Annotated in this window: 16 protein-coding genes; 2 read left to right on the top strand and 14 right to left on the bottom strand. The window is 65.7% G+C overall.

Features of this window, described 5'->3' with window-relative positions; all coding sequences use genetic code 11:
- The 7 genes from sucB to OZ10_RS06675 all read right to left on the bottom strand — a co-directional run.
- Nucleotides 1-1179, bottom strand: a 1179-nt coding sequence (gene sucB / locus OZ10_RS06705) for a dihydrolipoyllysine-residue succinyltransferase (protein WP_039564260.1), incomplete at its 3' end; no start/stop codon positions are given.
- A gap of 40 nt (nt 1180-1219) precedes the next feature.
- On the bottom strand, nt 1220-4048 hold the full coding sequence (locus OZ10_RS06700) for a 2-oxoglutarate dehydrogenase E1 component (RefSeq protein ID WP_039564258.1): 2829 nt from the start codon (nt 4046-4048) through the stop codon (nt 1220-1222).
- 180 nt (nt 4049-4228) lie between these two features.
- A complete protein-coding gene (locus tag OZ10_RS06695; RefSeq protein ID WP_039564257.1) occupies nt 4229-5161 on the bottom strand; it encodes a GNAT family N-acetyltransferase in 933 nt (310 codons plus the stop codon).
- Nucleotides 5158-6645 (bottom strand): ribosomal protein uL16 3-hydroxylase, encoded by a 1488-nt coding sequence (locus tag OZ10_RS06690; protein ID WP_039403222.1) that lies wholly within the window; start codon nt 6643-6645, stop codon nt 5158-5160. The genes OZ10_RS06695 and OZ10_RS06690 overlap by 4 nt, the downstream gene beginning before the upstream one ends.
- Before the next feature lie 521 nt (nt 6646-7166).
- Nucleotides 7167-7667, bottom strand: coding sequence for a DUF3060 domain-containing protein (locus OZ10_RS06685; RefSeq protein WP_052209977.1), 501 nt, complete (start codon nt 7665-7667; stop codon nt 7167-7169).
- Nucleotides 7668-7848: 181 nt separating this feature from the next.
- Nucleotides 7849-9216, bottom strand: a complete 1368-nt coding sequence (purB, locus tag OZ10_RS06680; RefSeq protein ID WP_039564255.1) for an adenylosuccinate lyase — start codon at nt 9214-9216, stop codon at nt 7849-7851.
- 35 nt (nt 9217-9251) lie between these two features.
- Nucleotides 9252-10574, bottom strand: a complete 1323-nt coding sequence (locus OZ10_RS06675; RefSeq protein WP_039564254.1) for a hemolysin family protein — start codon at nt 10572-10574, stop codon at nt 9252-9254.
- 285 nt (nt 10575-10859) lie between these two features.
- Here OZ10_RS06675 and OZ10_RS06670 point away from each other — a divergent pair, with 285 nt between their 5' ends.
- Nucleotides 10860-12266, top strand: a complete 1407-nt coding sequence (locus tag OZ10_RS06670) for a class II fumarate hydratase (protein WP_039564253.1) — start codon at nt 10860-10862, stop codon at nt 12264-12266.
- A 136-nt stretch (nt 12267-12402) separates the two neighbouring features.
- Here the strand turns inward: OZ10_RS06670 and OZ10_RS06665 are convergent, their stop codons facing one another.
- From OZ10_RS06665 to OZ10_RS06635, 7 genes are all read right to left on the bottom strand, one after another.
- The gene (locus tag OZ10_RS06665; protein ID WP_039403207.1) at nt 12403-12825 is read right to left on the bottom strand and encodes a hypothetical protein; all 423 of its coding nucleotides are present in this window, start codon (nt 12823-12825) and stop codon (nt 12403-12405) included.
- Between the two features lie 274 nt (nt 12826-13099).
- A complete protein-coding gene (locus OZ10_RS06660) occupies nt 13100-13630 on the bottom strand; it encodes a DUF2884 family protein (protein ID WP_039564251.1) in 531 nt (176 codons plus the stop codon).
- Nucleotides 13631-13652: 22 nt separating this feature from the next.
- On the bottom strand, nt 13653-14477 hold the full coding sequence (locus OZ10_RS06655; protein ID WP_039564250.1) for a DUF4097 family beta strand repeat-containing protein: 825 nt from the start codon (nt 14475-14477) through the stop codon (nt 13653-13655).
- A gap of 10 nt (nt 14478-14487) precedes the next feature.
- Complete coding sequence (locus OZ10_RS06650; RefSeq protein WP_039403197.1) at nt 14488-15474, bottom strand: hypothetical protein; 987 nt, start codon at nt 15472-15474, stop codon at nt 14488-14490.
- Nucleotides 15471-16346, bottom strand: coding sequence for an ABC transporter ATP-binding protein (locus OZ10_RS06645; RefSeq protein ID WP_039403195.1), 876 nt, complete (start codon nt 16344-16346; stop codon nt 15471-15473). The genes OZ10_RS06650 and OZ10_RS06645 overlap by 4 nt, the downstream gene beginning before the upstream one ends.
- The gene (locus OZ10_RS06640) at nt 16343-16705 is read right to left on the bottom strand and encodes a GntR family transcriptional regulator (RefSeq protein ID WP_003483692.1); all 363 of its coding nucleotides are present in this window, start codon (nt 16703-16705) and stop codon (nt 16343-16345) included. Before OZ10_RS06640 ends, OZ10_RS06645 begins: the two co-directional genes overlap by 4 nt.
- A gap of 2 nt (nt 16706-16707) precedes the next feature.
- A complete protein-coding gene (locus OZ10_RS06635; RefSeq protein WP_039403185.1) occupies nt 16708-16956 on the bottom strand; it encodes a hypothetical protein in 249 nt (82 codons plus the stop codon).
- Between the two features lie 135 nt (nt 16957-17091).
- Here OZ10_RS06635 and OZ10_RS06630 point away from each other — a divergent pair, with 135 nt between their 5' ends.
- Nucleotides 17092-17649, top strand: coding sequence for a glutathione peroxidase (locus OZ10_RS06630; RefSeq protein WP_039403183.1), 558 nt, complete (start codon nt 17092-17094; stop codon nt 17647-17649).
- Nucleotides 17650-17729: the final 80 nt, after the last annotated feature.

Raw genomic sequence — 17729 nt, 5'->3', positions numbered from 1 at the left:
GTTCTTGATGTCGACCAGGAACTGCACCGAGTCCTTGCCGTCGATGATGCGGTGATCGTAGGACAGTGCCAGATACATCATCGGCGCGATCACGACCTGGCCGTTCTCGGCGATCGGACGTTCCTTGATCGCGTGCATGCCTAGGATGGCGCTCTGCGGCGGGTTGATGATCGGAGTGGACAGCAGCGAGCCGAAAGTGCCGCCATTGGTGATGGTGAAGGTGCCGCCCTGCAGGTCGTCCAGGCCCAGCTTGCCGGCGCGCGCCTTGGCGGCGTAATCGGCGATGCCCTGTTCGACCTCTGCAAACGACTGGCGCTCGACGTTACGCAGCACCGGCGTGACCAGGCCCTTGTCGGTGGAAACGGCAATCGAGATGTCGCTGTAGCCGTGATAGATGATGTCGTCGCCGTCGATCGAGGCGTTGACCAGCGGGAAGCGCTGCAGCGCGTTGGCGGCGGCCTTGACGAAGAAGCTCATGAAGCCGAGCTTGATGCCGTGCGCCTTCTGGAACTCGTCCTGCAGCTCCTTGCGTGCGGCCGACACCTTGGCGAGGTTGACCTCGTTGAAGGTGGTCAGCATCGCGGTGGAGTTCTTGGACTCCATCAGACGCTTGGCGATGGTCTTGCGCACGCGGGTCATTGCCACGCGCTCTTCCGGACGGGCGCCGGAGGCCTTGCCCACGCCGCCGGCCTTGGCGAAGTTGACGATGTCCTCCTTGGTCACCGCGCCGCGACGGCCGGTGCCCTCGACCTGCGACGGATCCACGCCCTGGGTGATCGCGGCAAAGCGCGCACCCGGCGGCAGCGAATCTGCAGCGGACTTGGATGCAGGTGCAGGTGCAGGTGCCGCGGCAGCAGCCGGTGCCGGCGCGGCAGCAGGCGCTGCCGCAGCGGCCGGTGCATCGGCCTTCTTCTCTTCAGCCGGTGCAGCCGCGGCCACGGCGCCTTCTTCGATGATCGCCAGAATCTGGTTGCTGGTGACCGTGCTGCCGGTTTCGAACTTGATTTCCTTCAACACGCCGTCGACCGGCGAAGGAACTTCCAACACGACCTTGTCGGTTTCCAGGTCGACCAGATTCTCGTCGCGCTTGACCGCTTCACCGGCCTTCTTGTGCCAGCTGGCGATGGTGGCGTCGGAAACGGATTCGGGCAGTACCGGAACTTTGACTTCGGTGGCCATTCGGGGAGCGTCCTAGGGTTTTCGTTCTTTGGGGAAGGAGTTATTCAGCGACTTGGTCGTTGAACGGATTGAGCAACGCATCGGCGACCAGTTTCTGCTGTTCGGCGATGTGGTCGGCCATGTGGCCGGCGGCAGGCGAGGGCGAACGGGCGCGGCCGGCGTAATGCAGGCTCTGGCCACCGGCCAGGCAGAAGTTCAGGTGATGGCGGATCTGGTACCACGCACCCTGGTTCTGCGGCTCTTCCTGGCACCACACCACGTCGGTGGCATTGGCATAGCCCGTGAGCTCGGCTGCCAGCTGCGCCCGCGGGAACGGATACAGCTGCTCGATACGCACGATGGCGACATCGTCCTGGCCACGCTTGGTCTGGTCTTCGAGCAGGTCGTAATAGACCTTGCCCGAGCACAACACCACGCGCTTGACCTTGGCCGGGTCGGCCTTGGCATCCGGGATCAGATGCTGGAACTGCCCATCAGCCAGTTCTTCCAGGCTGGACACCGCCAGCTTGTGGCGCAGCAGCGACTTGGGCGTCATCACCACCAGCGGCTTGCGGGTGGTCATGCGCATCTGGCGACGGATCATGTGGAAGCACTGCGCCGGCGTGGTCGGTACGCAGACCAGCATGTTCTCCAGCGCGCACAGCTGCAGGAAGCGCTCCAGACGCGCGGAGCTGTGCTCCGGGCCCTGGCCTTCGTAGCCGTGCGGCAGGAACAGCGACAGGCCCGCGATACGGCCCCACTTGGCTTCGCCGGCGGCGATGAACTGGTCGATCACCACCTGCGCGCCGTTGGCGAAGTCGCCGAACTGCGCTTCCCAGATGCACAGCGCATTGGGGTCGGTGGTGGAATAGCCGTACTCGAAGCCCATCACCGCTTCTTCGCTGAGCAGCGAATCGATGATGGTGGCGTCTTCCGGGTTCTCGACCAGCTGGCGCAGCGGCAGATAGTAGTTGTCGTTCTTCTGGTCATGCAGGATCGCGTGACGGTGGAAGAACGTGCCACGACCGGCATCCTGGCCCACCAGGCGCAGCTTGTGGCCTTCGGCCAGCAAGGTGGCATAGGCCAGGTTTTCGGCAAAGCCCCAGTCGCCCAACTGATCGCCGGCGGCCATCTTGACGCGGTCGTCGTAGATCTTGGCAACGCGCGCGTGCAGCTCGACGCCTTCCGGAATCGTGGTGATCAGCTTGGCCAGACGGTCCAGCTGATCGCGCTTGACGCGCGTGTCCACTGGATCGGCGGCGGTGCCGACCAGATACTTGGACCAATCGATGGCGAATTCGTCAGGCTTGCGCTTGGCCAGTTCGGTGGTGTACTCGCCCGAATCCAGTTTGTTGCGGTAGCCGTCCACTAGCGCCTTGGCCTCGTCGGCACTCAGCACGCCCTCGCTTTCCAGCTTGGCGGCGTAGAGCTCGCGGGTGGTCTTGTGCTTGCGGATGGTCTGGTACATCACCGGCTGGGTCGCTGCCGGTTCATCGGCCTCGTTATGGCCCCAACGGCGGTAGCAGACCAGGTCGATGACCACGTCCTTCTTGAACTGCTGGCGGAATTCGTAGGCCAGCTTGGACACGAACATCACCGCGTCCGGGTCGTCGCCGTTCACGTGGAAGACCGGCGCGCCGATCATCTTGGCCACGTCCGTGCAGTACAGCGTGGAGCGAGCATCGTCGCGGGTGCTGGTGGTGAAGCCGATCTGGTTGTTGACGACGATGTGCACCGTGCCGCCGACCGCGAAACCGCGTGCCTGCGACATCTGGAACAGCTCCATCACCACGCCCTGGCCGGCAAACGCAGCATCGCCGTGGATCAGGATCGGCAGCACGCTCTTGCGCTCGGCATCGCCGAAACGCTCCTGGCGCGAACGCACACTGCCCACCACGACCGGGTCGACGATTTCCAGGTGCGAGGGATTGAACGCCAGCGCCAAATGCACCTGCTTGTCGGTGCCGACGGCGATGTCGGCCGAGAAGCCCATGTGGTACTTGACGTCGCCGGTGTGCGCGCGGTCGTCATGCGCATGCTCGAACTTGCCTTCGAATTCGTCGAACAGCTTGCGCGGATTCTTGCCCAGCGTATTGACCAGCACGTTGAGACGGCCGCGGTGGGCCATGCCGATCACGATGTCCTTGACCTGATCGTTGCCGGACTGGCGAATGATCTCGTCCATCATCGGAATCAGCGAGTCGCCGCCTTCCAGCGAAAAACGCTTCTGGCCGACGTACTTGGTGTGCAGGTAGCGCTCCAGGCCTTCGGCGGCGGTGAGCCGCTCCAGGGTGCGCTTGCGGCTGGCCGCATCGCCGGCAATCCGGCCGCCCGCATCTTCCAGGCGCCGGTAGATCCACTGACGCTGGTCGAACTCCTGGATGTGCATGAACTCTGCGCCGATGGTGCTGGCGTAGGTCGCCTTCAGGCGGGCCAGCAGATCCTTCAGCTTCATCCGCGGCTGGCCGCCGACGCCACCGGTGCTGAACTCGCTGTCCATGTCCGCCTGCGAGAGGCTGTGGAACGGCAGGTCCAGATCGGGCGGGTTGACCGGCGGGGTGAGCCCGAGCGGATCGAGCTGTGCGCCCAGGTGACCGCGCGCACGGTAGGCAGTGATCAAGCGGCCGACATTGCGCTCGCGCTCGTCGCTGGCGCCCGCGCCGGTCCCGGCATTGGCGGCCTGCTTGGAGGCGCTGAGGATGTGGGCAATGGCCGCCGAATGCGGCACATCACCGGCATCGCGACCATTGAAGCCGTCGAAATAACTCTTCCACTTCGGATCGACACTGTCCGGGGCGACGAGGTACTGCTCGTACAGATCCTCGATATAGGCGGCGTTGCCGCCGGCGAGCTGCGATGACTGCGCGAACTGCTTTAGGAGATTATCCACGATGGTAAGTCGGGTCTGCTGTGGGGATGATTGTGCGGAAGCGGCAGGGCAAGATGCCTTGTCGGTCGGTCTCAAATCTCGAAAAATTATACCCCCTTGCGCTTGTGAGGGGGCGTCTGCGAGCTGACCGGCGGGGTAAACCACTGACGTGCGCGCCTACGTGCGAAGGGCCTTGCGGCATCAGATGCCAAGTGCACGCGGTTCGTTCCAAAGTGCGCCGCGCTCCCATATCTGCGCGAATTCGCGCTCCAGCTGGCGGCTGCGGGCCGCGCCGGACAGCCAAGTTTCGCCGTCGTCGTAGCGATGACCTGTTGGACGAAAGTAGTAGGCGTCGTCGCCGACCACGTAGGCTGACGCATAGCTGGTATCGACCGGGTCGCTGACCGCGCGGAACCGGAACACGCTGGGCAGGCGCTGGGCCAGACGCAGCATGGCGCTGCTGCTGGCAGTGGCGCTGGCGGTGTCCTGCACCAGTACCTGTACCCGCTTGTCGTGGCGGGCGGTGGCGAAGCGGCGCAATGCGTCCAGCACCGCGGCGTTGTCAAACAGCGGCGGATCCAGGGCGCGGGTATAGATCAGCAGTTGCCGGCGCGCGTTGCACAGCAGGCCGGTGGTGGCGGCCAGGGCGGCACCGAGGGTGTCCACTGCCATGGGGCCGTCGAGCCGGCGATGGACCTGCGTGCCGGGTGCATCGCCGATGTCGGCACCGCGTTCGGGCGACAGGTCCGCAGGGCCGTCGGGAAGAAAGCCCTGGCGTGCGAAGACCGCCTCGGCGCCTGCGGTGACGCGGGCCTGCAGGCGTGGCCAGCCACGCTGGGCGGCACTGGCCACGGCGGCGGCGAGCAGCTGGTCGGACAGACCGCGGCGGCGCCAGTCCGGCAGCAGGCCGAGCCGGTCGATGCGCCGGTCCGGGGTCAGCCGGACCGAGGCGACCAGTTGGCCCTCCTCGGTCCGCGCGGCCAGGTGCAGGCTGAGCGGATCCAGCGCGTCCCACTCGGTCTCGGCCGGACCGCCCGGGGCCGCGCTGCCCCAGGCCAGGCGCAGCGCACGCAAGGCAGCGGCGTCTTTAGCCGGGTCCAGCGAAACGATCCGTGGCCTGCCGTGCGGGCTCATGTGCGCGGAGAGCTGCCTTCGTCTTCGTCGCTGTCCGAGGCATCTTCTTCGCCGTTCTCGTCCTCGTCCTCGTCTTCGCCGAGGTCCACTTCGACGGCATCGACGCGCTCCTCCGGGGTGTCCGCGTCGTCGGCGACCTCCTCCACATCCGCGTCGTGGTCGATGGCGTCGTCGGCTTCCACGCTATCGGCATCGTCATCTGCGTCGTCGTGGTCGGCCGACACGCTCAGCGCAGCTGCCTGTGCGTCGTCGATGTCCTCGATGTCCTCGTGGGTGTCGTCATGGGCGCGCTGGTAATGGCCCTGGGCGAGCAGCTCCAGCACTACCTCGCGGCCGCGTGCCGTCAGCTGCCCGTACAGCGCGCCATCGACTTCCTCGGCGGCCGCCAGGCGTGCGGCGTCCTTGGCGGAGAGCGCAAATTCCAGGCCGCTGCAGAACAGCGTGGCGCCGCGCTTGGCGCGCCGCCAGGCCAGCCGCGACCACGGGTGGCGATACAGCACCACGCCTTCGTCCAGGGCTTGTTCCACCGCTTCGCGCGGGATCGGTTCGGGTGCAGGCACCACGTCGCCGGAGGCGCGGTAGGTGGTCATGAACCGGCCAAACCAGTCGCCCAGGCGGTCCGGGTCGTTCATGCGCAGCGCGTTGAGCGCGGCGACCACGCGGTTCATCGCGGTGACGTCGATCTCGTACGGGTCGGCCGGCACCTTGAGGTCTTCATCGTGGTAGCGCACCGCTTCGTCGGCATCGGCGATCAAGGTGTCCAGGTAATCGCCGATCAGCTCGGCCGAGGACGGGGCGCGGGTACCGATGGAGAACGTCAGGCAGGCGTCTTCGGCCACACCGTGATGCGGCACCAGCGGCGGCAGATACAGCATGTCGCCCGGGCCCAGCACCCACTCGTGGGTGGGCTTGAACTCGCGCAGCAGCTTGAGGTCGACATCGTCACGAAATGCGAGCGGCGTGGGCTTGCGGCCCTGCGAGGTGCGTGCGTCGATCTGCCAGCGGCGGTGGCCCTGGCCCTGCAGCAGGAACACGTCGTAATGGTCGACATGCGCGCCGACCGAGCCACCGGTGGCGGCGAAGCTGATCATGATGTCGTCGATGCGCCAGCGCGGCAGGAAGCGGAAGTGCTCCAGCAGTGCGCGCACGTCGGCGTCCCACTTGTCCACGTCCTGCACCAGCAGGGTCCAGTCATGGTCGGGCAGGCCGGGGAAGTCGGTTTCCTGGAATGGGCCGGTACGCACGTCCCAGCTGTCGGTGGCGCGGTCGTGGCTGATCAGGCGTGCCAGCACGCCGTCTTCGCAGGCCAGTCCGGCCAGATCTTCCGGCTGCAGCGGCGAGGCGAAGTCCGCGAAGGCATTGCGGATCAGCAGCGGGTGCTTGTGCCAGTAGTTGCGCAGAAAGCGCTCCACCGGCATGCCCAACGGCTGACCCGGGCGGGCCTGGACTTCGATGACGGGAGGGGTTGCCTTGCGTGCAGCCATGGGGGGTCCTTGCAGGGTATCGATGGAAGACTGGGGGGCGGGCAGGGCCGGCGCGAATGCCGCTATTGTCCGATGCTTGCGCCGGATCTGCACCTGCGCGCGAGGGCGGCAACAGGCAAGGCTTCAGGGAGGTGGTGATTCGGCCTGTGCGGTGCGGATGACGGTGGTCGGGTACAACGCTCCGGCGCCATGCGGCCCGCACGGTGGCCGGGCGCCTGCCGTGCTGTGACGCAAGGGCGGGTGTCCGATGGCACATGAGTGCGCCGCATCAGGAACCCGATACAGGGTCACCGCAGCGGGGTACGCGCTGTTTTCGACAAAGGCTAGTGGCGGCACGGCGGCCCTGAACGGCCGGCGCCGATCGACGTGCTGACGCAGGTCGCGCTGGAATGCAGCGCCTGCGTGTTTCGCCGATCGGCTTGATGCTCTGGCAGCAAGGGCACCTGCATGACATCGCCACTGGTCGGCAGTGTGCCCCAAGCGGCTGCGCGTGCTGCACCGGCAACCACGCGCAGCGCGGGTTACATCACCTTGTTGCCGCTGCCCCGGTCATCCAGGGTGGGCCTGCTGGACGGATTGACGGTGTTGTCGTTGCCGGAAAACCGTACCTGCTTCACGTCGTGCGCCAGCACCAGGTTCTTGTTGCCCTGGATGTCGACGCTGTCGACATTGGTCAGATTGAGCGTGTTGTCGTGGCCGATCACGCTGAGCTCGCCCAGCTGCGCGTTGAGCACGGTGAAGTTGCTGCCTTCCACGCGAATGGCGCGGGCCTTGTCCAGATTCATTGCGCCGCGCGAGGCGGTGATGGTGACCGTGCCGCAGTCGCCGTGCAGGATCCACTCGCTGTCGTCACGGGTCAGCCGCACGTCCTTGCCGCCGCAATCGGCGCCGCTGGCCGGGTCGGTCAGCGTGGACGACATGGCCGACATGGCCTGGTCGGCGGGGCCCTCGGCGCTGCAGCCACTCAAGGCGGCCATGCCGATCAATGCAAACAGCACAGGTCTAATCCGGACTGCGCGCATGGGAAATCCTTTGCTTGGATGAGGCCGGCACCATACCAGCCGCCATGCGGCAGACCGTAGACGCCGCTCTTGCGTCCGGCGGCAAGGCGCGCGCCGGTTGCGCGGCTGGCGACCGCGGCTGGCGGCGCCGCCGGACTACGGTCGCGTCCGGCTGTTGCCATGACGCAGGCCCCGCAGGCGATCAGACCGCGCGTGCCAGCTGCTCGGCCAGGCCGGTGTAGCCGCCCGGGGTGAGTGCACGCAGGCGCTGCTTGTCGTCTTCAGGCAGCTGCAGGCTTTCCACGAAGGCCTGCATCGAGGGGGCAGTGATGCCCTGGCCACGCGTCAGTGCCTTCAATTGCTCGTACGGATTGGGCAGGCCGTGGCGGCGCATCACCGTCTGCACGGCTTCGGCCAGCACTTCCCAGGCCGCATCGAGGTCGGCATCCAGGCGCTCGGGATTGACGGTCAGCTTGCCCAGGCCCTTGGCCAGCGAATCCAGCGCCACCTGGGTGTGGCCGAACGCGGTGCCCAGCGCACGCAGGACCGTGGAGTCGGTGAGGTCGCGCTGCCAGCGGCTGATCGGCAACTTGGCCGAGAAGTGCTCGAACAGTGCGTTGGCGATGCCGAAATTGCCTTCGGCATTTTCGAAGTCGATCGGGTTGACCTTGTGCGGCATCGTGGACGAGCCGACTTCGCCTTCCTTGAGTTTCTGCTTGAAATAGCCCAGCGAGATGTAGCCCCAGATGTCGCGCGACAGGTCGATCAGGATGGTGTTGGCGCGGCGGCTGGCGTCGCCGATTTCGGCCACGTTGTCGTGCGGCTCGATCTGGGTGGTGTACGGGTTGAACACCAGGCCCAGGCTCTCGACGAAGCGCTGTGCGAAGTCGGCCCAATCCAGCTGCGGATACGACACCAGGTGCGCGTTGTAGTTGCCGACCGCGCCGTTGATCTTGCCGGTCAGTTCCACGGCGGCGATCTGCTTGCGCTGGCGCTCCAGGCGCGCCACCACGTTGGCGAGCTCCTTGCCCAGCGTGGTGGGCGAGGCAGTCTGGCCGTGGGTGCGCGAGAGCATGGGCTGGGCGGCCTGCGCGTGCGCCAGGCTGCGCAGCGAGGCGACGATGCCGTCCAGCGTGGGCAGCAACACCTCGCGGCGTGCCTGCTCCAGCATCAGGCCGTAGCTGAGATTGTTGATGTCCTCGCTGGTGCAGGCAAAGTGCACGAATTCCAGTGCCGGGCCCAGTTCGGCGTCGTCGGTGAGCTGCTCCTTGATGAAGTACTCCACCGCCTTGACGTCATGGTTGGTGGTGCGCTCGATCTCCTTGACGCGCGCGGCATGCGCGACGCTGAAGCCATCGGCCAGCGCGCGAAGGCGCTGCGCGGCACTTTCCGAGAACGGCGCCAACTCGGCGATTCCCGGTTCGGCGGCCAGGGCCAGCAGCCACTCGATCTCGACCGTCACCCGCGCTTTGATCAGGCCGTATTCGGAGAAGATCGGGCGCAACGCGTCCACCTTGGAGGCGTAGCGGCCGTCGAGCGGGGACAGGGCGAGCAGGGCGGAATCCGACATGGGCAGGGCACTGGGAAGCTGGCGGGGCCGGTATTCTACGCCGCCCCGGCCCCGGCTTCGCCCACCGGCCGCACCGTCACTGCCTGGATGCGGTGGCCGGCCATGCGCCGCACGGTCAGCGCGTGGCCGTCCAATTCCAGGGTCTCGCCCTCTTCGGGCAGCCGCTGCAGCTGGTGCACGATCAGGCCGCCGACCGAATTGACCTGATCGGGGGCGCTCAGGTCCTGGCCGAGCAGGCGTTCCAGGCGGAAGATCGAGGTGCTGCCGGCCACCAGCAGCGAGCCGTCCTGGCTGCGCACCGGCGCGTCGCGCACCACATGGCGGTGCTCGTCCTCGATCTCGCCAACCACCACTTCCAGCAGGTCTTCCAGGGTGAAGAAGCCCAGGATGCGGCCTTCGTCTTCCACGCACAGCGCCAGATGGGTGGTGCCGGTGCGGAACTGCTCCAGCGCGCTGGGGATCGGGGTTTCCAGGGGCAGCAGCGCCGGTGGGCGCAGCAGCGGGCGCAGATCGTCCAGGTCCTGGCCGCGCGCCATCGCCACCAACAGATCCTTGGTGTGCAGGATGCCCAGCACCTGCTCGCCATCGGCGTCGAACCAGGGGTAGCGGCTGTAGCGCGATTCGCTGAATTCGGCGAGTACCGCCTCCAGCGTCATGCCGTCGCGCATGCGGCGCAGGTGCTCGCGCGGGCGCATCAGGTCGCCAGCCACCAGATCCGGCAGGTCCAGCGCATGGCTCATCAGGGCCAACCCATGGTCCGGCGTGGGCGCGTTCGGGTCCTGGCGTCCCACGATCAGCTTCAATTCTTCGCGCGAATAGCGGTGCGACTGATGCTCCACATCGCCCCAGCCCAGCAGCCGCAGCAATCGGTTGGCGCTGGTATTGAGCAGCCAGATCGCCGGAAACATGATCCAGTAGAAGACGTACAGTGGCGCTGCGGTCCACAGCGACATGCGCTCCGGGCGCCGGATCGCCATGGTCTTGGGGGCGAGCTCGCCCAGCACGATGTGCAGGAAGGAAATCAGGCTGAAGGCGATGGCCAGGGCGGTGAACTGCGCCGCCTCGGGCGACATGCCCAGCATATCGAACACCGGCGCCAGCAGGTGCGCAAAGGCCGGCTCGCCGACCCAGCCCAGCCCGAGCGAGGCCAGGGTGATGCCGAGCTGGCAGGCCGACAGGTACGCATCCAGATGCGCATGCACGCCCAGCAGCAGGCGGCCGCGCCACCCGTTGGTCTGCGCCAGGCCAACAGCCTGGGTGTGACGCAGCTTGACCAGCGCAAATTCGGCAGCAACGAAAAACCCGTTCAACAGCACCAGCAACAGCGCGACGAATAACAGCAGCACGTTAGCGAGCATGTTCGCCTCCGCATGCTGCGGCGCCGCTGCGTGCCGGCGTCAACCGATGGGCGTGCACCGTGGTGGGCGAGGTCGCAAAAAAGAACGCAGGGCCTGCGTGTCTACAGTCAGGGTCGTCGCCCATGGCAGCGTGGTATCTCGTATGGATCGATGCTCAGTCTAGTGCACGTGTTGCGATGACATCGTCGCAACGTCGCCAGCGGGTATCGTAGTGGGCCTCGCCAGCGTGGGTGCGCCCGCTGCCAGCCATTGCGTCACCACCACCACTACGTGCGGAGAGTGCAGATGAGCGAACGTTTCAGGACCGAACACGACAGCATGGGGCAATTGCAGGTGCCCGCCGATGCGTTGTGGGGCGCGCAGACCCAGCGTGCGGTACAGAATTTCCCGGTGTCCGGCCAGCCGATGCCGCGCGGCTTCATTCGCGCGCTGGGGCTGATCAAGGCCGCTGCCGCAGGCGTCAATGCCGACCTGGGGCTGTTGCCGAAGTCGATCGGCAAGACCGTGCAGGATGCGGCATTGCAGGTGGCCGATGGCACGCACGATGCGCAGTTTCCGATCGATGTGTACCAGACCGGCTCGGGTACCTCGTCCAACATGAATGCCAACGAGGTGATCGCCACGTTGGCCACGCGCGCCGGCAAGGATGCGGTGCATCCCAACGACCACGTCAATCTTGGCCAGAGTTCCAACGATGTGATCCCCACTGCCATCCGCGTCTCTGCGTTGCTTGCGGTGCAGGACCATCTGCAGCCGGCACTCAAGCACCTGCGCAAGACCATCGACAAGCGCGCCAAGTCGCTGGACAAGATCGTCAAGACCGGGCGCACGCACTTGATGGATGCGATGCCGCTGACGTTCGGGCAGGAATTCGGCACCTGGTCGGCGCAGCTGAGTTCGGCGCAGGAGCGCATTGACGATGCGCTCAAGCGGTTGCGGCGGCTGCCGCTGGGCGGCACCGCGATCGGCACCGGCATCAATGCCGATCCGCGTTTCGGCGGCAAGGTGGCCAAGGCCTTGTCCAGCCTGAGCGGGGCCAAGTTTGAAAGTGCGCAGAACAAGTTCGAAGGCCTGGCCGCGCAGGACGATGCGGTGGAGTTGTCGGGCCAGCTCAATGCACTGGCCGTTGCACTCATCAAGATCGCCAACGACCTGCGCTGGATGAATGCCGGCCCGTTGGCGGGCCTGGGCGAGATCGAACTGCCGGCGTTGCAGCCTGGCAGCTCGATCATGCCCGGCAAGGTCAATCCGGTGATTCCCGAGGCCACGGTCATGGCATGCGCGCAGGTCATCGGCCACCACACCGCGATCACCGTGGCCGGGCAGACCGGCAATTTCCAGTTGAACGTGACCCTGCCGCTGATCGCCTACAACCTGCTGGATTCGATCACGCTACTGGGCAATGTGTCGCGGCTGCTGGCCGATAACGCCATCGCCGGATTGAAGGTGCGCCAGGAGCGCGTGCGCGAGGCTCTGGACCGCAATCCGATCCTGGTGACCGCTCTCAACCCGATCATCGGCTACGAGAAGGCCGCCGCGATCGCCAAACGTGCCTACAAGGAACAGCGCCCGGTGCTGGACGTGGCGCTGGAAGACAGCGGGCTCGGCGAAGCGGATCTGCGCCGTTTGCTGGATCCGGCCGCGTTGACGCGTGGTGGCATCCAGGCCGGCAGCAGTGGCGGCGGTGGCTGACCACTGTGAAGCGTGTGCGGATGTAGGAGCGCACCTGGGCGCGATGAAGCCTTCCCGATAAGGCCCCATCGCGCACCAGCGCGCTGCTACACGGTCTCGCGCCAATCTACTGATTTGCGCGGACTTGGCCAGCGACTCAGTGCCGCTCGGCCTGGATGTTGCCAAAGCTTTCGCGATACGGTTGCAGCGACGGAATCTCATCCAGCAATTGGCTGCTGAGCGTCTGGATCTCGGGTGTGGCGGTCAGCTTGATCGACTTGTATTCCGGGTCCGGGCCGGCGTCGTTGACCGCCTGCTGGCGCAGCATCTGCAGGTGCCCGAACAGCAGTTGCAGCTTGGCGCGGGTCGGCTCCTTCTGCGGTAGCGCGATATCGTCGATCTTGAGGGTGCCGTCCGGGGTGATCTCCGCGTTGGCGGCAGGCGGGCGACGGATCATCACCGACTGCGTGGTGATGGCGACGCGCGGCTTACCACGTTCGGCACGCCGGGACGACTGATCGCCGCAGGCGGCGAGTGTGCACAGCAACAGCGCCATGCAGAGCATCACGAACTTGTTCATGGGATCGGTGGGTCGAGGGGAGCGCACTAGTGTAAATCCCGCCGCGGTCTACGGGTGCCGGCGCGGGTGGTCGGCAGAGCTAACAAAACGTCGCAGGGGTGCGCCAACCAGCGGTTGCAACACGATCATCGTGCGCCGCTGACGGATTGCATGTTCACCCGTGCGCAGAGTGCCGGCCAGTGGCTGCCGCGATGTCCGACCAGGCCGATGCAGGGCCGCAAGCACGACGGCGAACGCCGCGGAGCCGAGCCCTGCCTCAATCCGCTCGCCGCCCTCAATCGCGGCAGTCGGCAACATCCTTCTGGGTGAGATTGGCATAGGGTCCAAATTCGGGCACGGCACGGGTTGCGGCATCCTGCGCGCCGCGTAACTTGTCCAGCTGATCGCAGATCAGCATGGTCTTCTGTTTGAAGGTCTCCGCTTCGGCTTCGATCTTGTCGCCGATCTGGTCCGTGTTGCCGCTCAGCACGCCTTTGAGCGCTTCACCGGCGGCATGCGCGCCGAATGCCGCACCCTGCGTACCGATATCGATGCCCTTGGCCGCAACGCCCTGGATCTGCGCGTAGTAATTGCGCATCGCCTGATGCTGCATGTCGTTCAAGTTCACCGGTTTACCGTCGATGCTGAGCGCACCGTCGGCACTGATGGTCGCCGCGGGCAAGCCGCTGCGCTTGAGCGTCACGCTCTTGCCGTTGAAGGTCACGCCGCCGCTGTCGTTCTCGCCCGACACCACCACCTTCGGCTCGGACTTGCCGCAGCCCACCAGCAACGCGCTGGCCATTACCGCAGAAATAAGCAGTTTCATAAGCTATCCCCCAAATGAAGAGTTACTTGTCCGCCGGCACGCGCGTGGCGCCGACCACATCGCTGGCGCTGATGTCGCCGCTGCCCTTGCGCACAAGGCTGACATCGCCACTGACCTTGCGCACATGGATCGAGCCGGAGCTGATCGCCTCGACCCGAACGCTTCCCTGCACGTCCTCGATCTCCACCTCGCCCGACCCCACGGTGCCGACGGTGACGTTGCCTGCCACGTCGCGCAGTTTGACGTCGCCGGAGCCGACCGTACCGACGTCGGTTGCGCCATGGATCTGCTTTGCCTTCAGATCGCCCGAGCCCACCGCCAGCACACGCAGCGCACCGATATCCTCCAGCTCGATGTCGCCGGAGCCCACCTTGGCGGTGACACGTCCCTTGCTGCGGCGGACGGTCATATCGCCCGAACCGACATCGGCGCTGACGGATGCGGCACCGGTGATCTCGGCATCACCGGAACCCACATCGAACTGCACCAGCAGGGTGTTCGGCACGCTGCCGCGCAGGTCCAGATACGAATAGTTTTCGCCGATGGACATGCGGATCAGGCGGTCTTCGGCCAGGGTCACCACCAGCTTGTCGCCGACCCGCTTCTGGGTCACGGTCAGGTGCTTGAGCAGTTCGGCCTTGGCCGCACAGGCGCGGCCTTGCAGGCGTCCGCCGGTACCGGGCGCGGCGTCCACACGCAGGTCGTTGGAGGCGACTTCGAACAACACCGACTTCACTCCCGCCAGTTGCAGCTCCAGGCTGCGCGGCTCGGAGTACTTGCATTGCTCTTCGGCAGCCGCGGCGCCGGGCAATGCGAACAGAAGGGCCAGGGTCAGGGGCAGGCGCATGGAATGTCCTTCAGGCTTCGGAGCGCCGGCGGCGCAGGTAGATGGAGGCGACGATCAGGGCCACACCGATGGCGGCGCCGATCCAGATGTCGGCATTGCCGTAGACGCGTGCGCTGTCGGTGTGCTGCAGGGCCCACTGCACCAGGTCGCTGGGGTTCTGCATGGCGCTGCTGTCCAGGTTGCCGCTGACCGCACGCGGCGACCAGGTGCCCGGCAGCACGCTGAGCAGGCCGCGGTAGCCGACGATGTACCAGATCCAGCCGATCGGCAGCGACACGCCAGGCATCGCCGCAAGGATGCTCAGCATTACGCAGGCCAGCAGCGGGAACAGCACCGCCCACAGGAATGGCTTGCTCGAGGCCCAAGCGGAGCAGAACATCAGCCAGCCGATGGTGGGCAACGACCACAGCAGGCTCATCGGCACGGTCTTGAGCAGCAACCACAGTAGCGCGAACGGATGCGAGTGCGTGGCCATGGCCCAGGGGCTGGGCGCACCGGCGATCAACGCGCCGCCGATGGCGATCAGCCACAGCGCCAGCCCCACCACCAGACCGATCGCAATGGCGATCAGCGGCGCCAGCAACAGCGCCCAGGCGGCCTTGGACAGCACGGTCTGCACGTCGGAGACCGGCAGCGATTTCCAGAACAGCACGCTGCGGTCGCGGCGGTCGTCGTACAGGCTGCCCAGCGCATAGAAGAACACCACGAAGGCCAGTACGACCGAGGCGATGCCGATCCCGCCCAGCAGCAGGCCGTCGCCCACTTGGCCCAGGGTGCGGGTGTACTCGGCCATGTCGTCCAGGTTGACGCTGTCGCCGACCATGTTGCGGCGCGCCGTGATCGCACCGATCACCGCGCCCAGCAGCGCGAAGAACACCGCAATGCCGCCGGTGATCACCTGCGCCCACACGAAGCCGCCACGGTGTTCCCAGTATTCGCGTTTGAGCAGCCAGCCGAAGGTGCGGGCAGGCGATGCGTGGTTGGTCATGGCATTCATGCGTAGGTCCCCTTCATGACGGCAACAAACAGGTCGGCCAGGCCGGGATTGCGGGTTTCTCCAAAGCCGGCGAGCTGCGCTTTGGGCACGCCGTCGAACAACATCACCGTCTTGCCGAAGGGCAGGGCGCGTTCGTCGATCGGCCTCAATGTTCGCGCGGCGTCGAGGTGCTCGGTACCGACCAGTACTTCGGTGTAGCGCTGCGCCACGTCTTCCATGTCGGCAGTCAGCACGATGCGGCCGTCGCGGATGAACATCACATCGGTGAGGATGTGTTCGATCTCCTCGACCTGGTGCGTGGTGACGATGATGGTCTTCTGCTCGTCGAAGTAATCCTCCAGCAGGCGCTGGTAGAACTGCTTGCGGTAGAGGATGTCCAGGCCCAGGGTGGGCTCGTCCAGCACCAGGATGCGTGCGTCGATGGCCATCACCAGCGCCAGGTGCAGCTGCACGATCATGCCCTTGGACAATTCGCGCACCCGCGACTTGCGGTTGAGCTGGGTGTTGGCCAGGAAGCGCTCGCACTTTGCGCGATCGAAGCGCGGATGCACGCCGGCGACGAAATCAATCGCCTCACCAACCCGCAGCCAGCGTGGCAGCACCGCCACGTCGGCGATAAAGCAGACCTCGTTCATCAGCGCGTTGCGCTGGGTGCGCGGGTCCAAGCCCAGCACGCGCAGCTCGCCGTCGAAGTCGGTCAGGCCCAGTACCGCCTTCAGTGCGGTGGTCTTGCCGGCGCCGTTGGGGCCGATCAGGCCGACGATGCGGCCGGCGGCGATGGTGAAACTGGTGTTGTCCAGCGCCAGGCGGTGTTTGTAGGCCTTGCGCAGGCCGCGGGCGTCGACGACATGGTCGGTGGAGACGGCGGTCATGGTGTTTTCCCCTGTGGCAACAGATCGTCGATGGACAGGCCCAGGCGCTGGATGCGTTCCAGCACCGCCGGCCATTCTTCATTCAAGAAACGCTCGCGTTCGCTGCCGCGCAGCTTCTGTGCGGCTTCCGGGGTCATGAACATGCCCAGGCCGCGGCGTTTTTCCACCAGGTTCTCGTCGGCCAGTTCCTGATAGGCGCGCGAGACGGTGATCGGATTCAATTGATAGTCCGCCGCCACCTGGCGCACCGAGGGCAGGGCATCGCCCGGCTTGAGGATTCCATCGAGCATCATGGCAATGACCCGTTCCTTGAGTTGGCGGTAGATGGGAGCGCCGTCGCTCCATTGGATGTCGTTCATGATCAGCTCCGTGGGCGCAGGACCTGCGCGAAGGAGAAATAGGGCATCGACAGCGAGGCGCGCGGATGCCGGCCAGGCCGGGCGCGCGCTTCGGGGGGAGTTGTCGCATTTTCCGTAACCGCTTCCGACACGCCATAATCGGCGCCGGACTCCGTCACCTGACTGGAAGCGGCTCCCAGCCAACCAATGGCAAACAGGGTGCTGCCGAACAGCAACAGCGGAACTGGTCGCGTGACACGTGTGCTGTTCATGCTTTCCCCCTGCGTTGGATGACTGGTGTTGTATTCAACTATAACACCGACACGCAGGCAGTCAACTGTCTGTCACACCCAACTGATGGCACCCCGCCAAATTCGGGATGCCGATCCCTCGCCGAGGCCTTGCCCATGTTGCTAAAACGTCTGTTAGTGGTTGTATTTGCTGGATTTTTCGCGGGCTCGGCGCTGGCCGCCGGCGCTGCGCTGCTGGATCTGGACTACCGCCCGCTCGCCGGAAAGGCGCCAATCAACCTGAACCGCAGTTACGGTGGCAAGGTGGTGATGGTGGTCAACACCGCCAGCAAGTGCGGCTACACCCCGCAGTACGAAGGCCTGGAAGCGCTCAACAAGCGCTACGCCAGCCGTGGGTTTGCGGTGTTGGGCTTTCCGTCGAACGATTTTCAGGGGCAGGAGCCCGGATCCGAGAAACAGATCCAGGAATTCTGCACGCTGACCTATGGCGTCAAGTTCCCGATGTTCGAGAAGGTGCATGTGCTTGGCAAGGAGGCCACGCCGTTGTACCAGCGGCTGACCCAGGCGACGGGCGTGGCGCCGGGGTGGAACTTCCACAAGTATCTGATTGGTCGCGATGGGCGCGTGGTGGCGCAGTTCCCCAGCAAGATCAAACCGGACGATCCGCGCGTTGTGTCGGCGATCGAACGCGAGCTCAATGCGCCCTCGCGCTGAGCACGGCTCTCGCAACGCCGCGTGCGCATGCGACAATGCGTGTTCAGCGCCGTCGGCGGCGTGTCTTTTCACTTTCGGGA

It is taken from the genome of Xanthomonas cannabis pv. cannabis (genome assembly GCF_000802365.1).
GTDB classification, from domain to species: Bacteria; Pseudomonadota; Gammaproteobacteria; order Xanthomonadales; family Xanthomonadaceae; genus Xanthomonas; species Xanthomonas cannabis.
The sequence above is the reverse complement of the archived record's forward strand: the minus strand, read 5'-3'. Positions and strand labels throughout refer to the sequence as shown.